Annotated in this window: 11 protein-coding genes; 2 read left to right on the top strand and 9 right to left on the bottom strand. The window is 63.2% G+C overall.

The window, feature by feature from the left end:
- Nucleotides 1-45 precede the first annotated feature (45 nt).
- From AC1MEM_RS15375 to AC1MEM_RS15365, 3 genes are read right to left on the bottom strand one after another with little or no spacing between them, the layout of a single operon-like run.
- Entirely contained in the window at nucleotides 46-2442 is a 2397-nt protein-coding gene (locus AC1MEM_RS15375) for a sensor histidine kinase, YfiR-like protein-associated (protein WP_499471844.1), read from the bottom strand.
- The gene (locus tag AC1MEM_RS15370) at nucleotides 2442-3026 is read right to left on the bottom strand and encodes a TOL_0243 family YfiR-like periplasmic protein (protein ID WP_499471842.1); all 585 of its coding nucleotides are present in this window, start codon (nucleotides 3024-3026) and stop codon (nucleotides 2442-2444) included. Before AC1MEM_RS15370 ends, AC1MEM_RS15375 begins: the two co-directional genes overlap by 1 nt.
- Nucleotides 3027-3028: 2 nt before the next feature.
- A complete protein-coding gene (locus AC1MEM_RS15365; protein ID WP_499471840.1) occupies nucleotides 3029-4894 on the bottom strand; it encodes a TOL_0244 family TonB-dependent receptor in 1866 nt (621 codons plus the stop codon).
- Between the two features lie 748 nt (nucleotides 4895-5642).
- On the opposite strand from AC1MEM_RS15365, the gene AC1MEM_RS15360 reads away from it, so the two are divergent.
- On the top strand, nucleotides 5643-7991 hold the full coding sequence (locus AC1MEM_RS15360) for a nitric-oxide reductase large subunit (RefSeq protein ID WP_499471838.1): 2349 nt from the start codon (nucleotides 5643-5645) through the stop codon (nucleotides 7989-7991).
- 119 nt (nucleotides 7992-8110) lie between these two features.
- On the opposite strand, the gene AC1MEM_RS15355 is transcribed toward AC1MEM_RS15360, so the two are convergent.
- The 6 genes from AC1MEM_RS15355 to AC1MEM_RS15330 form a co-directional block, all read right to left on the bottom strand.
- The gene (locus AC1MEM_RS15355) at nucleotides 8111-8806 is read right to left on the bottom strand and encodes a succinate dehydrogenase iron-sulfur subunit (protein WP_499471836.1); all 696 of its coding nucleotides are present in this window, start codon (nucleotides 8804-8806) and stop codon (nucleotides 8111-8113) included.
- Between the two features lie 160 nt (nucleotides 8807-8966).
- Nucleotides 8967-9305 carry a succinate dehydrogenase, hydrophobic membrane anchor protein gene (gene sdhD, locus AC1MEM_RS15350; protein WP_499471834.1) on the bottom strand — a complete coding sequence of 113 codons (339 nt, stop codon included), beginning with the start codon at nucleotides 9303-9305 and terminating at the stop codon, nucleotides 8967-8969.
- Nucleotides 9302-9796, bottom strand: coding sequence for a succinate dehydrogenase, cytochrome b556 subunit (gene sdhC, locus AC1MEM_RS15345; RefSeq protein ID WP_499471832.1), 495 nt, complete (start codon nucleotides 9794-9796; stop codon nucleotides 9302-9304). Before sdhC ends, sdhD begins: the two co-directional genes overlap by 4 nt.
- Nucleotides 9797-9865: 69 nt before the next feature.
- Nucleotides 9866-10063, bottom strand: coding sequence for a hypothetical protein (locus AC1MEM_RS15340; RefSeq protein WP_499471830.1), 198 nt, complete (start codon nucleotides 10061-10063; stop codon nucleotides 9866-9868).
- Between the two features lie 175 nt (nucleotides 10064-10238).
- Nucleotides 10239-10535: a TehB family protein gene (locus tag AC1MEM_RS15335; protein ID WP_499471828.1), complete on the bottom strand. Its 297-nt coding sequence runs from the start codon at nucleotides 10533-10535 to the stop codon at nucleotides 10239-10241.
- Nucleotides 10536-10792: 257 nt separating this feature from the next.
- Complete coding sequence (locus tag AC1MEM_RS15330; protein ID WP_499471826.1) at nucleotides 10793-11011, bottom strand: hypothetical protein; 219 nt, start codon at nucleotides 11009-11011, stop codon at nucleotides 10793-10795.
- A 64-nt stretch (nucleotides 11012-11075) separates the two neighbouring features.
- Here AC1MEM_RS15330 and AC1MEM_RS15325 point away from each other — a divergent pair, with 64 nt between their 5' ends.
- Nucleotides 11076-15407, top strand: a complete 4332-nt coding sequence (locus AC1MEM_RS15325; protein ID WP_499471824.1) for a DEAD/DEAH box helicase — start codon at nucleotides 11076-11078, stop codon at nucleotides 15405-15407.
- Nucleotides 15408-15494 lie beyond the last annotated feature (87 nt).

Raw genomic sequence — 15494 nt, 5'->3', positions numbered from 1 at the left:
ACTGTGAACTGACGCAAGGAGTGCTTGCCGGCGCCACCCGCCCGCCTAAACGGTCGCAACCGCCCCCTGCAAAATCGCCTCCAGCTCGTCCACCCGGTACGGCTTGGTCAGGTTCGCATACGGATGCCCCCCCTGCCCGCCTGTTGGCCCGACGCCCGATGCAATCACGATCTTCAGTCCCGGCTGCGCGGCGAGCACCGCCGCAGCCAGTTCCAGGCCCGACATCCCGGGCAGGTTCAGGTCCGTGACCAGGGCGTCGAACAAACCAGGCCGGAATGCCTCCAGACCTTCTTCGCCGGAACCGGCCGCCGTCACCTGGTGCCCCAGCATGCCCAGCACTTCCTGCAGCAAATTGCGGTTGTCCGGATCGTCCTCGACCACCAGCAAACGCAGGCCGGTGCCGGCCTCCGGTTCCTGTTCAAGGACACGCACGCTGTCGATGCGCATGCGCTCCGCCTGGCGGGTATTGGCGAACACGTGGCGGATCTTGCGCGCCAAATCCTCGCCGCGGTAAGGTTTGCTGATCAGTTCGACGCCCGGATCGAGCCTGCCGCCGTGGACGATGGCGTTGCGCGTGTAACCCGAGGTGTACAGCACCGAAATCCCCGGATGCAGCGACTGCGCCAGCTGCGCCAGCGCCGGGCCGCGCATCGTGCCGGGCATGACGACGTCGGTGAACAGCATGTCGATCCGCCCGTGCTGGCCCAGCACGATGGCCGCGGCGTCGCCATTGTCGGCGCGCAGCACGCGGTAGCCCAGCTGGGTCAGCATGTCGACCGCGGTGGCCTGCACGGCCAGGTCATCCTCGACCACCAGCACCGTTTCGGTGCCGCCCACCACTTCGCCCGCCGTCATGTCGAAGGCCGGCGCTTCCACGCTGTGCGAACGCGGCAGGTAGATCTTGATCGTCGTACCGGACCCGACTTCGCTGTAGATCTTGATATGGCCGCTGCTCTGCTTGACGAAGCCGAAGGCCATGCTGAGGCCAAGGCCGGTGCCCTCGCCTTCGCGCTTGGTGGTGAAGAAGGGTTCGAAGGCGCGCGTCAGCACGTCCGGCGGCATGCCGCAGCCGGTGTCCGAGATCGCCAGCAGCACGTACTGGCCGGCCGCCAGCTCCAGTTCGTTGGCGGCGTAATGATCGTCGAGCATCGCGTTGCCGAGTTCCAGCGTCAGCTTGCCGTCGCCCTTCATGGCGTCGCGCGCGTTGATGGCCAGGTTCAGGATCACGTTCTCGAGCTGGTTCGGGTCGACCATCGTGTTCCACAGGCCGCCGGTCACGACCGTCTCGATTTCGATGTTTTCGCCGAGCGCGCGGCGCAGCATGTCGTCCATCTCGCGCAGCACGCGACCGAGGTCGGTCGGCGCCGGCTGCAAGGGCTGGCGCCGTGCAAATGCGAGCAGCTGCGACGACAGTTTCGCGCCGCGTTCGGTCGCAAAGCGGGCCGTCGCCAGGCGGCGCTGGGCGTCCGCGTTGTCGGGCAAGGTCATGCCGAGCAGTTGCAGGTTGCCGGCGACGACCTGCAGGACGTTGTTGAAGTCGTGCGCAACGCCGCCGGTCAGCTGGCCGATCGCCTCCATCTTCTGCGCCTGGTGCAGCTGCTCGTTGGCCCTTTGCAGTTCCAGCGAGCGCGCCGCGATGCGCTCCTCGAGCGACTGGTTCAATTCGCTCAGGGCGCGTTCGACCCTGGCGCGTTCCTCGACCTCATGGGTGAGCGAGACGTTGCTGTCCTCGAGCCGGGCCGCGTGCTGGCCGATCTCCGACAGCATGGTGTTGAAGGCATCGACCAGCATGCCGGTTTCGTCGTCGGTACTTTTGTTCACGCGCTTGGAGAAGTCGCGCTGCGCAATCAGCTCGCGCACGGCGGCCGTCATCGCCTTGAGCGGCCGGGTAACGGCCGACTGCAGCCAGGCCGCAACCAGCGCCGCCACGACCAGGCTGAGCGCCAGCGCGGCGCAGAACATGTTGATGCCGCGTTCGATCCGCGCACTGAGCGGATAGGCCGAGCGCAGGTAGATCGTGCCCAGCTTTTCGCCGCCGCGGCGGATCGGACGGAAGATGTGGATGACGTTGCCGTCGATGATATGGCCCTGCGCGCTCGGCCGGCTCGGCGCCGAAAGCGCCTGCGAGCCGTCCGGCGTGACGTAAGTGACGAACACACTGCCGTCGGCGCGGTAGATGGCGGCCGCCTGCACGCTGGGGCGCACCTGCAGGCGGCCCAGGGTGGCCTCCGCGCTCGGCTTGTCCTCGAACTCGAGCGCGGCGATGCTCACCTGCGCCAGGATGTCGGCCTGCGATGCCAGCTCCTCGAGGACGCCGGTGCGGAAGTCCTCGAGGTCGTAGGCCAGGTTGGCCAGGCCCGAAACGAACACCGCGCTGAAGGTCGTCGCCATGACGGCGAACATGAATTTGCGGGAGATGGACCGGCGGATCGAACTGAACATTATTTACGTTTTTCCCTGATGACCGTCGCGGCCAGCGCCAGCAACTGCGAGCTGACGCGCAGCCCGGCTTTTTCTGCGGATTCCATCGAAATATCGAAGCGGATGCGCTCGTCCACAACCCGGAAATTAATGACGCTGCCGTGCGCCAGCGCGTCGTCCGACTCGGTGACCACCAGGATCGAGCGCGCCGTCGCCTGCTCGATCATGGCCGCGGCCCGGCCGACATAGCCGTCGCCGACGTAGAGGATATTAATGTCGTCGAGCGCGTCGCCGTTGCGCAGGCGGCGCACGGCCAGCGTGCCCTTGACCGGGTCGCGCACGGCGGACATCCGCGCCAGGCTGCCGGCGACGTCGTCGGCGCCGACGATGCCGATGACCGTGCGTGCGCCGGGCGGCGGGCCCGCGCGCGCCGGCCACTCGATGTAGTTACCGACCTTGGACAGGTAGGCGGCCTTGACGACGGACTCGGTCGGGGCGCCCGTCTGTGCCGCCGCGTCGTGTCCAACCAGCGCCGCGAACACGAACAGGATCGACCAGCGGACGCAAACCAGTCGCGCCAGCAACTTGCGGCATGCGTGCGCCATGTTTAGAGACGCCACACCAGGTTCACGCCGATCGCGCGTTCGTACACGCTGCGGTTCACACCGCCGCCGAATTCCGGGTGGTCCGCGTCGAACAGGTTGCGGCCGCTGACCGAGACGTCGAGGCCGGGCGACACGCGCCAGGTGTAGTTCGCGTCGAGCGCCGTGTAGGCAGGCACCGCCGGGGAATCGAGCTTGCCGTAGTGGCGCAGCAGCAGGTCGAGCGTCTGGCCGCGGGCGACATCCCAGGAAGCGCGCAGCTTCCAGAAATTGCTCGGGTCGCTCGTGGCGAGGCCGGTCGCCGCACTGCGGTCGCGGCTTTCCGGTTCGGACGCGGTACGGACCTGCTGGGCTACCAGGCCGGCCGACAGGCGCAGCGTTTCGGTGGCGTCCCAGGTCGACCACATCTCGATACCGCGGGTGCGGCCGCCGGCCAGGTTGCCGAACACCGATCCGGTTCCGCGCGGATTCGGCTCGAGCGTGCGCAGGTGGTCATAGTCGCTGGCAAAGGCGGTGACGGAATACGACAGCGCCGGAGTCACCTGGATGCGGTAGCCGAGCTCCAACACGTTCGCCACTTCGGACTGGAAGTCGGGTCCGCCGGCCAGCGCATAGCGCGGCACGCCGCCGACGATCGGCGGATTGGACGGGCTGTAGAAGTCGCGGTCGATGCGCGAGGGCGCGCGCACCGTGCGCGAAGCCGAGGCCCAGGTCAGGCTGCTGCCGGTCGGCTTCCATGCCAGGCGCAGGGTCGGCAGGAATTCGAGGCCGGTGTAATTATTATGTTCCAGCTTGGCGCCGGCAATCAGGCGCAGGGTGTCGGTGAGGTCGATTTCGTCCTGCACGAAGGTATTCCCCCAATGCAGGTTCAGGTCGCCCGGCAGGAAAGCGAAGCCGACGCCGTTGTCGAGCCGGTCGAAGGCCATGCGGTAACCCGCGCCCCAGACGATGCGGTGGCGCTCGGCCAGCGTGGTCGAACTTTGCAGCTGGATGTCGAGCGTATTGAGGTGCTCGATGAAGGCGCCGGGCTGGTTGCGCTCGGTGAAGTCCCAGTAGGCCTGCGCCGTCAGCTCGGAGCCGCCTTCCAGGCGCACCGCCTTGCGTCCAAGGAGGTTGGCGCCGGAGATCTTGATGTCGCGCGTGCCTTGCTGGTGCAGGGCGCCGGCATAGGCGTCGCCCTGGACGGTCGCCGTATCGGCGCCCTGCCCCCAGTCGGCGCGGAAGCCGGCCTGCGAACGCTTCCATCCGGTCAGGTTGGCGAGGCCGTTTTCGCGTTCGATGTCGTCGTGGCTGGAGGATTTCAGGTACATCCGGTAGCGCATCCCGCCGGCCAGCGCACCGCCGTAACGCACCGAACCGCTGACCAGGTCGCGGTCGGCACTGGCGCTGACCTGCGTTCCCTGGGTGGCGCCGGCGGCCTTGGTGATGATGTTGATGACGCCATTGACGGCATTCGCGCCCCACATGGTTGCGCCCGGACCGCTGATGACTTCGATGCGCTCGACGTCTTCCATCACGACGTCCTGGGCATCCCAGAACACGCCCGAGAACAAGGGCGTGTAAACGCTGCGGCCATCGATCAGGACCAGCAGCTTGTTTTCAAAAGCGCTGTTGAACCCGCGCGCCGTCACCGCGTAATTGCGGGCGTCGACCCGCGCGACCTGCAGGTTGGGCGCGAGCTGCAGCGCCTCCGGGATGGTCGCGGCGCCCGACCGCCGGATGCTGTCGCCGGAAATGACGAAGATCGATGCGGCCGCATCGGCCACCGATTCCGAACGGCGCGATACCGAGGTGACGCGCACGTTGGACAGGGCTTCCAGGCTCAGGCTGGCGATATCGTCGGGGTCGGTACCCTGGGCAGAGGCGGGCAATGCGAAAACGCTGGCTGCAATACAGACTGCTCGACGAAAATTGTGCATGGCGGGTCGAATCGATTCTTGACGATGTGGGCGGTGATATGGGCTTATTGTCACCGAGCGAAGGTGGGCACGCAGGTCGCGCTCGCGGCAGCGGATGCGGCCGCCGGACAACCTGGGCTTCGTTACGCTCGAGTGGAACACGGGATTGTATCAGGACGTGATGCTACCCTGACGAAACATTTTGGTGAAATAACAACAAGGGCGCACGGGTGGCGCGGGCCTGGACGGCACGTCCGTACATCGACGGGTTTGCGGATGCAGGCATGACCAAGGAAGCGCAAGCGTGAGCCAAGGGTCGCTCAGGCGACAGGAATCTGCGCCGTGGGCAGCGGGTTCCTGCCTCGCATCCGGCTTTAGTGAAACAGGGATCTTGCTAACCATCGGCCTGGATCGCGCCGTTCCGATTCCTGCCATTTCAAGCTCGTGGTGATAACGTGGACGTGATAGGCTGGAAACGGAGGTATCCGCAGGGCTGCAAACGAGCCAGGGACCGCAAGAGTCCGACATTTTCGCCGAGTTGCTCCTAATTCATCGTTTTGGACTCCACGAAAGCACTGGGTCTCGTGCCACTGTAGCCATGCGCGCGTACGAGACGGCCAGATCGGACATGCCAACATGAACACCACCGCTGTCGCACCGGCTGATAATCGCCCATTCGTTGCGCCTGGCCCCGCTTTATAACGGCACGACGAAAGTCCACATGAAATTGGCACTTCAACCGGTAACCGAAGACTGCGGTGCGCTGTCTCCATGGTGGATTCGTACAATCATGATTGTCATGCTGCTCGGTTTTAGCGGCCTCATCATGATTACAACGCTGTCGTACAGAAATGCTCCGCCCATCCCCAGGATAGTCCTCGACAGTCAAGGCGCCACCCTTGCGACGGGTGCGGACATCAGTGCAGGCCAAGCGGTGTTCCTGAAATACGGCCTGATGTCGAATGGCAGCATTTGGGGCCATGGTGCCTATCTCGGCCCGGACTATTCGGCCGCCGCTCTACATCGCATGGGCATTGCGAGCGCCAATACAGTGGCGCGAGAACGCTACGGCCGCATATTTTCCGATTTACCGCGCCCGCAGCAGGCCGCTGTCCATGCCGAGTCGTCGGCTATCCTCAAGATAAACCGCTACGATGCGGGAACTGCCGTGCTGCGCCTGACCGCCGCGCAAAGCGCCGCCTTTGCGGCAGAAGCAACGCTGTGGCGCGAGTATTTCCGTCATCCCATAGGCAATGGTGGCCTGAAAGCGGAGCTCATCAACGATCAGGCCGAGTTGCACCAGTTCGCAGCCTTCGTCTCATGGGCGGCATGGGCGTCGGTCACAGCGCGGCCAGGTGCGGACTATTCGTACACGAATAATTTTCCTTACGACCCGACTGTGGGCAACGTCGCAACCCCGAGCGCGTTGCTGTGGAGCGCGCTCAGTGTGACCGTGTTATTAGCCGGTATCGCCAGCGTACTGCTGGCCTTCGGCAAGTTCGATTTCCTGGGTTGGTTCACGCGAGGACGGCATGTCCACCCCCACCTGCTGCCTGGCCGCGCCAGCCCCGGCCAGGTCGCGCTGGTCAAGTTTTTCGTGTTGGTCGCCCTGCTGTTTCTGGCGCAAACCCTGGTCGGCGGCGCTGTCGCTCACTACCGCGCCGATCCGGATAGTTTCTACGGCTTCAATCTGACCCGTCTCTTTCCGGGCAACCTTCTGCGCACCTGGCATTTGCAGATGGCGATTTTCTGGATCGCTACCTCCTACGTGGCCGCGGCACTGTTCCTCGGGCGCTCGCTTCGCAACGACGAGCCACGATGGCTAGCCGGCGCGGTCCATGCCCTGTTCGCCGCTTTCGCTGTCGTCATCGTTGGCAGCCTCGTCGGCGAATGGTTGGGCATCGCGCAACTGCTGGCTAACTTCTGGTTCTGGTTTGGCAACCAGGGCTGGGAATACCTCGAACTTGGTCGTTTTTGGCAGTACTTGCTCGTGCTCGGACTATTCGCCTGGTTCGCTGTGTTGTGGGCACTCGTCCGGCCACGTTTCCTTGCGGTGCCGGCAGCAGCGCCGATCGTCAACATGTTCCTGCTGGCGGCGTTGGCAATCCCTGTCTTTTATATTCCGGCGCTGTTTTTTGGCGCAAAGACGAATTTCACAGTCGTCGACACCTGGCGCTTTTGGATTATTCACTTGTGGGTGGAAGGCTTCTTCGAATTTTTTGCCACTACCATCGTCGCGCTGACCTTCTTCCAGCTTGGACTCACCGGACGCAATGTGGCGCTGCGGGTAATTTACCTTGACGCTATCCTGTATTTTCTCGGCGGCCTGATGGGAACCGGTCACCACTGGTATTTTATCGGCCAGACCAACGTCAATATGGCGCTCTCGGCGCTGTTTTCCGTGCTCGAAGTCGTTCCGTTGACCCTCCTCACACTCGATGCCTGGGACTTCGTACGCACAACCCGGGGAGACTGCGATGTGTGTGGCAAGGCAGTCGCTATCCCACATAAATGGACCTTTTATTTTTTGATGGCAGTCGGCTTCTGGAATTTCCTCGGCGCCGGGATTTTCGGTTTCCTTGTCAACCTGCCCATCGTCAGCTATTACGAGGTCGGTACCATGCTCACGCCAAACCACGCTCATGCAGCGTTGATGGGCGTGTTCGGGATGCTGGCGATTGCGCTAATGGTGTTCGTCTTGCGCCAGACTTGCGACGACGCCACTTGGGCCGGCATCGAAAAATACGTCAAGACGGGCTTCTGGGGCACCAACGTGGGCCTCGCCTTGATGGTGGCACTCAGCCTTTTTCCGGGCGGAGTCCTGCAGGTATGGGATGTCCTTCAGCACGGCTACTGGCATGCGCGCAGCCTTGAATATATTTCCAGCCCGCGATCTCATTCGATTGAATGGTTAAGAATGCCGGGTGACCTGGTGTTTATTGTTTTTGGGGCCGCGCCGCTCGCGATTGCAGCGCTGAAGGCCTACGCGGCGCTGCGAGCGCCCGGCCGCAGGGGGTTCCTGGACAATGGCGATGCTGGAAACCCAAACCCTGCGGCAACCAAGTGTTAAGTCGTGGGACAGGGTGGCAAGACCCGCCTGGATGGCCGGTACGATGTGCATATGCACCCAGCTAAAAACCAGCTTTGCCTGGCTCGCAATTCACAATAAAAGAATGTTTGCGTTGACCATCAAAACGATTGTCTGACCAGGCGTAACCTGATTTTTTCGATAGCGCGCGAGGGCTCCAGGCCTTTCGGACAAACTTCAGTGCAGTTCATGATCGTACGGCAACGAAACAGCCGATACGCATCATTTAAGTCTTCCAGCCTTTCGTCCGTTACCTGGTCACGGCTGTCGGCGATAAAGCGGTAAGCCTGCAATAGTCCTGCGGGGCCGACGAATTTGTCAGGATTCCACCAGTACGACGGGCATTGGCTTGAGCAGCAAGCGCACAAAATGCATTCATACAAACCATCGAGCTGATCGCGCTGATCCGGGCTTTGAAGGCGCTCCTTCTCTGGCGGAATGTCGTGGTTTATCAGAAATGGTTTGATCGAATAATATTGCTTGTAAAACTGCGTCATGTCCACTACAAGATCGCGTATTACGGGAAAGCTCGGGAGTGGGCGCAATACGATAGGTTCCTTCAAGCTTCTCACAGGGGTAACACACGCCAGGCCGTTGCGTCCATTGATATTGATTGCATCGGAACCGCACACACCTTCACGACATGATCTTCGGAAAGTCAGGGAATCGTCTTCCTTCTTGATTTCCAAAATCGCATCCAGGAGCATATGGATGTCCGATCCGAGTTCAATGTCGAAATCCTGCATATATGGCCGGGTATCGGCATCCGGATCGAACCGGTAGATTGAAAATTTCACGCATGCTCCCTGTACAATATCCTGCCATGTTACGGAAGATCATACCGGACCGGACGCGGCTCTACCGGATCGGGACGTCGCGCCCTCAACCTACGGCACTATATAGTGCGAAAAATGCCGGGCGTCCTGCCAGACATGGATGCGAGTCATTCCGCGCTTCTTAACGTGACGCCAACAAAATAATTTGCATTAGTTTCAACGCCAGGCCAACCAGAACGAAAAGCAGTGCCGCGAGAACGGTGATCCGTAAGCGCAAAGGATTGACATAGTCCATTACAACATCGCGCAAGCCTACCCAAGCGTGCATCAGCAATGCTGCGAAAAAAATCGCCGTCATTGCCTGAACAGACGGGGTCGACATCCACTCATGCCATTCCGTATAAGAATGCGGCGGATTAAAAACGAAATGAAACAACGCAAACACGCAGAATAACAACATATAGACCGCCGTAAATCGCTGCACGACCCATGCTCGCAATCCGGACAGAGCTTTTTTCAAAACAACGCTCCTGCACTCAACAATGCAATGAGCACCGCACTACAATTGACGATCCACGCAGTAAGGCGCGCAACCGGCAGACTGGAGCCGATATCGATGTCGCTGAGAAGATGCCGCAGTCCTGCCAGGAGATGATGCGTCAATGCCCAGATAAACAATAAAGCCGCAGCTTTGAACGCGGATTGAGAAAACAGGCCGACCGCTTCCGTATAGCCTTCTGTATCTCGCAGGGACATTTGCAGGACGTAAATGCCAAACGGAATACCCAGTGCAAGAAGAATCCCGGTGATTCGATGCATGATCGACGTCAGGGATCCGACCGGCATCTCGATTTGCGTAAGATTGAAAAACACTGGCCTCCGGTCTTTCATTGCAACTCCAAATTCACCGTTATATTCGTCATGACCTTTTTTCTTTACATTTTCATTGTGCTCCAGCCTTTTGCGCAAACCGATGTGCGCGACATGGCAACAGCCGGAATGCTGTGACATCAAGACCCGCCGGCCAGAAGAAAGTGTCATACGGGTCGAAGCTTATGGTATGGAATGAAGCTAACCTGTTCAGCTTCCCTTTGCATCAGTACTTGCCGAACTTTCTCTCGGAACGACACGAGTGATATCGACAGCAGTTGGATCACTTGCCGGAAACGATTCATCCAGACCCTCATCGAGCAGATCGCTCTTGTGTTTGAAACTCGTTTCGACAGCCTCCTGAAAAAGGCGGAATGATGTCGATTTCGACTTGTTCAGACTACTCATTCTATTTCCCCCTACAGTCAATAAAAGGCTTGGATACAGGGTCGCTACGAATGAATGTCGCGCCACATTGATTACATACGCAAGCATGCAAACCATGTTCCAGATTTATGCAAGGAGAACGATGCCGACGTAATTTTTTGGCGAAGACAGGTGCATATCGACCTCTTCACGAATGCTAATGGTAAAACTCCACGCTGAAACGAACAACGCCAGTGATCTCAACATGATGGGGGCACTGTGGCTCGACAATACCCGGCCTGCCCGGCACAATTATGTACTCGTCTTTGTGAGGAAGTTCGATCACATAGCGCAAACTTCCCTCATGTACGACGATGCGAGCCCAAGTGTTTACGGCTGTCTTGTGATCGCGTCGAAACCCTGCTGGAATGGTTTCCTGGTTGAACTCAGGTGTTGTTTTGTATAAAACAACGTCATCAGGTAAATTTTTCACCGAACCTTTTTGCATGTGCATTGTGTAGATGTTCCAGCAAGCCCGGAAACAGAAAATTCTGGTAGTGCGGGGTGTGGGGTGCGGGCTGCGTAATGGGATATCGTTTAATTCTGCAGCTTCATGGTTTTCACGCGCGTTAATTAGAAGACTATAGTCCCAGGTTTACGGGACCGTGCGATTTATTTCAATGGCGCAGCGCAACGATGTGTGGGTATCCAGTATTGTGCGCGAGGCACTGACTCGTCGATGTCAAGGTACTGGCACCAGAAACGGTCACATTACTCAACGATTTCCTCGTGAGTACCGGCTTGTACCTGGATTGACGCCGTGTCGAAGCGAAAATACGATAGCACCGCATGCAAACGAAAAATCAGCTGTACAGGGAGGGGCATCATTAAATTCATGTTTTTCCAATGCTCGCCCCTGGCCGACACCGGCCGTTCTTCAAGGCGCAGTACAAGCCCCCTGATGCCCTGACAGGAAGCGAGAGGTTCCATGCTCACTCGAGCTTCCTGAGTCCACCCGTCTTGCCCTCACAAAATGCGCCCCCATCTGCCTCCGATGAACGATCGCGCTCCCGCCCAACACCTCCGCCATGACTTCCACCCGGCCGTCGCCGCCTGGTTCGACGCCAGCTTCCCGGCCGCGACCGAGGCGCAATTGCGCGCCTGGCCGCTGATCCAGGCCGGCCGGCCGACCCTGGTCGCCGCGCCGACCGGCTCCGGCAAGACGCTTACCGCCTTCCTGGCCGCGATCGACGACCTGGTGCGTGAAAGCGCCGACGGTCCGCTGCCCGACGAAACCCAGGTGCTGTACGTGTCGCCGCTGAAGGCGCTGTCGAACGACATCCGCGTCAACCTGGAGGGACCCTTGCAAGGCATCGGCGCCCAGCTTGAAGCGATGGGCCTGCCGCCGCACGGCATCCGCACCGCGGTGCGCACCGGCGACACCACCACCGCCGAGCGCAACGCGATGAGGAAGCGCGCGCCCCACATCCTGGTCTCGACGCCGGAATCACTGTACGTGCTGCTGGGTTCCGACAGCGGGCGCGCCATGCTCTCCACGGTACGCACCGTGATCGTCGACGAGATCCACGCGGTCGCCGGCAGCAAGCGCGGCAGCCACCTGGCGCTCAGCCTGGAGCGCCTCGACGCCCTGTGCGGGCGGCGCACGGTGCGCGTCGGTCTCTCGGCCACGCAGAAACCCTTGTCGCTGGTGGCCGATTTCCTGGTCGGGCGCGCGGGCGGCGACTGCGCGGTGGTCGACGTCGGCCACGTCCGCGCACGCGACCTCGGGCTCGAACTGCCGCCGGTGCCGCTGGAGGCCGTGATGCCGAACGAAGTCTGGGAGCGCGTCTACGACCGCATGATGGAACTCGTCGTCCTGCACCGGACCACCCTCATTTTTGTGAACACGCGGCGCATGGCCGAACGCGTCGCGCGCCACCTGGGCGACCGGCTGGGCAGCGAACACGTGGCCGCCCACCACGGCAGCCTGGCCAAGGAATACCGCCTGGAGGCCGAGCAGCGCCTGAAACGGGGCGACCTGCAGGTGCTGGTGGCGACCGCCTCGCTGGAACTGGGCATCGACATCGGCGACGTCGACCTGGTGCTGCAGGTGGGTTCGCCGCGCAACATCGCCGCCTTCCTGCAGCGCGTGGGCCGTTCGGGCCACCAGGTCGGCGGCACGCCGAAGGGCCGGCTGTTCCCGACCTCGCGCGACGACCTCATTGAATGCAGCGCCCTGCTCGACTGCGTGCGGCGCGGGGAACTCGACCTGCTGCGCATCCCGCGCGCGCCGCTCGACGTGCTGGCCCAGCAGATCGTGGCCGAAGTGGGCAGCCGCGAGTGGGGCGAGGACGAACTGTTCGCGCTGGTGCGCGGCGCCGCGCCCTATGCGGAGCTGGAACGCAGCCGCTACGACGCGCTGCTGCGCATGCTGGCCGAGGGCTACACGACCCGCCATGGCGTGCGCGGCGCTTACATCCACCGCGATGCCGCGACCCGTTCGCTGCGCGCGCGGCGCGGCGGCAAGCTGGCCGCCGTCACCTCGGGCGGCACGATTCCGGAGAACGCCGACTACACGGTGCTGCTGGAGCCGGCCGGCCTCTCGGTCGGCACGGTGAACGAGGACTTCGCGGTGGAGAGCCTGGCCGGCGACGTTTTCCAGCTCGGGAACACGTCGTATCGCATCATGAAGGTCGAAGCCGGAAAGGTGCGCGTGGAAGACGCCGGCGGCGCGGCGCCGAACATCCCGTTCTGGCATGGCGAAGCGCCGGGGCGCAGCGACGAGCTGTCCATGGGCGTGGCCCGCCTGCGCGCGGAGATCGAGGCGCAGCTGGCAGGCGGTTCAGGTGAGCCTGCGCTGGATGCGGCGGTCGACTGGCTGCTCGAACACCTTGGTTTGAACGAGGACGCGGCGCGCCAGATCGTCGATTACCTGGCCCGTTCGCGCGCATCACTGGGCGCCCTGCCGACCCACGACACCCTGGTGATGGAGCGCTTCTTCGACGAATCCGGCGGCATGCAACTGGTGCTGCACTCGCCTTTCGGCAGCCGCATCAACCGCGCCTGGGGACTGGCGCTGCGAAAACGGTTTTGCCGCACCTTCAACTTCGAGCTGCAGGCCGCAGCGACCGAAGATGCGATCATCCTCTCGCTGTCGACCAGCCACAGCTTCCCGCTCGACGAAGTCTGGCGCTACCTGAAGTCCGCCACGGCGGAACCGATCCTGGTGCAGGCGCTGTTGGATGCCCCGCTGTTCAACGTGCGCTGGCGCTGGAATGCGACGACCGCCCTCGCCCTCCCGCGCTTTGCCGGCGGGCGCAAGGTCGCGCCCCAGCTGCAGCGCATGAAGAGCGACGACCTGCTTGCCTCGATCTTCCCGGACGGCGTGGCCTGCCTCGAGAACATCGCCGGCGACCGCGAGCTGCCGGACCATCCCTTGGTCGAGCAGACGCTGGACGACTGCCTGCACGAAGCAATGGACAGCGAAGGCTGGCTGGCGCTCCTGCGCCGCATCGAAACCAATGCTGTTCGTTTGATTGCGCGCGACCTGCCTGCCCCCTCGCCGCTGGCGGCCGAGATCCTCAACGCCCGCCCCTATGCCTTCCTTGACGACGCGCCCCTGGAAGAGCGTCGCACCCAGGCCGTGATCAACCGGCGCTGGAGCGATCCGGCGACGACCGACGACATGGGTGCGCTCGACCTCGATGCGATCGCCGGCGTGGCCGAGGAGGCCTGGCCGGCTGCACGCAACAGCGACGAAGTGCAGGAGGCACTGGTTGCGCTGGCGCTGGTGACGCAACAGGAAGCCGTGGCGCGCGCAGGCTGGCCGCAGTGGCTGGAAGAGCTGGCCGAGGCGGGCCGTGCGACCCGCGTGCGCGGCGATGGCTTGCAGGCCTGGGTGGCGCTCGAACGGCTCGACTGCGTACTGGCCGCCTGGCCGGGCGCCGGGTGCACGCCGGTGTTACACATCCCCGACAGCCACCGCGGCAACGATGGCGCGCCGTGGACGCGCGACGATGCGCTGGTCGAGATCGTGCGTGCTCGGCTGACCGGGTTCGGCCCCCAGACTTTGCCTGCCATTGCGCAGGCGCTGGCCCTGCCCGACAGCACGGCGGCGATCGCGCTGGCCGCGCTGGAAGCCCAGGGCTATGTCATGCGCGGCCGCTTCACGCCCGGCGCCGAGGAAGAAGAATGGTGCGAACGCCACCTGCTGGCGCGCATCCACCGCTATACCATCAAGCGGCTGCGGCGCGAGATCGAGCCGGTCGAACTGCGCGACTACATGCGCTTCCTGTTCGACTGGCAGCACCTGACCCAGGACACGCAATGGCAGGGCCAGGACGCCCTGCCCCTGCTGCTGGCCCAGCTCGAGGGGTATGAGGCGGCGGCCGGCGCCTGGGAAGCGGACCTGCTGGCGCTGCGCCTGCGCGACTATTCGCTGCTCTGGCTCGATGACCTGTGCCGCGCCGGCAAGATCGTCTGGACCCGGATCGACGCCCCGCGCGCGGCCGCCGGCGGACCTGTCCGCGGCACCCCGATCGTGCTGCTGCCGCGCCGCCGGACGGGACTCTGGCACGCGCTGCCGCAGCCCGCCGGCGCGCCCGAGATCTCGGCGCGCGCCGCGAAAGTGCTGGACGCGCTCAAACGCGACGGCGCCATGTTCTTCGACGAGCTGCAATTCGACGCGCGCATGCTGCCGGTGGAACTCGAGACGGCGCTGGGCGAACTCGTGGCCACCGGCCTGGTCAACGCCGACAGCTTCGCCGGCCTGCGCGCGATGCTGCTGCCGGCAACCAAGCGCGCCAGCAACGACCGCAAGAAGCGCCGCGGTGCCGGACCGACGATGGAAGAAGCGGGCCGCTGGGCACTGGTGCGGCGCGTGGAGCCGGCCGAAGAGACGCCGGCCGCGCCGCCGCGCCGGCGCAAGCTCGACCCGGAGACGCTGGAACACGTCGCCATGACCCTGCTGCGCCGCTACGGTGTCATGTTCTGGCGCCTGCTGGAGCGCGAAGCGGCCTGGATGCCGTCCTGGCGCGAACTGCTGCCGGTGTATCACCGCCTGGAGGCGCGCGGCGAAATCCGCGGCGGGCGCTTCGTTGCCGGCTTCTCGGGCGAACAGTTCGCGCTGCCGGAGGCGATTCCCCTGCTGCGCGAAGTGCGCCGCCGCCCGCTCGACGGCTCGCTGGTGTGCATCTCGGGCGTCGATCCGCTGAACCTGTGCGGCACCCTGCTCCCCGGCGACAAGGTGCCGGCGCTGGGCGGCAACCGCATCCTGTTCCGCGACGGGGTAGCGGTGGCGACCGTGGTGGCCGGGAAGATCGCCTACCTGTCCGACCCCGGCCTGGAGCGCGAGCTGCTGCACGCCCGCCTGGTCGGGCGCTACTGAGGCTGCCCGGCGGTCGTCTGTCATCGGATGAGGGGGCGGCGTATAATCGCCACGCCCGTCCGGCAGGGGCGGCGCGCGACCCTTACC

The sequence above is a fragment of the Telluria sp. AIW5 genome (assembly GCF_056680575.1).
The sequence above is the reverse complement of the archived record's forward strand: the minus strand, read 5'-3'. Positions and strand labels throughout refer to the sequence as shown.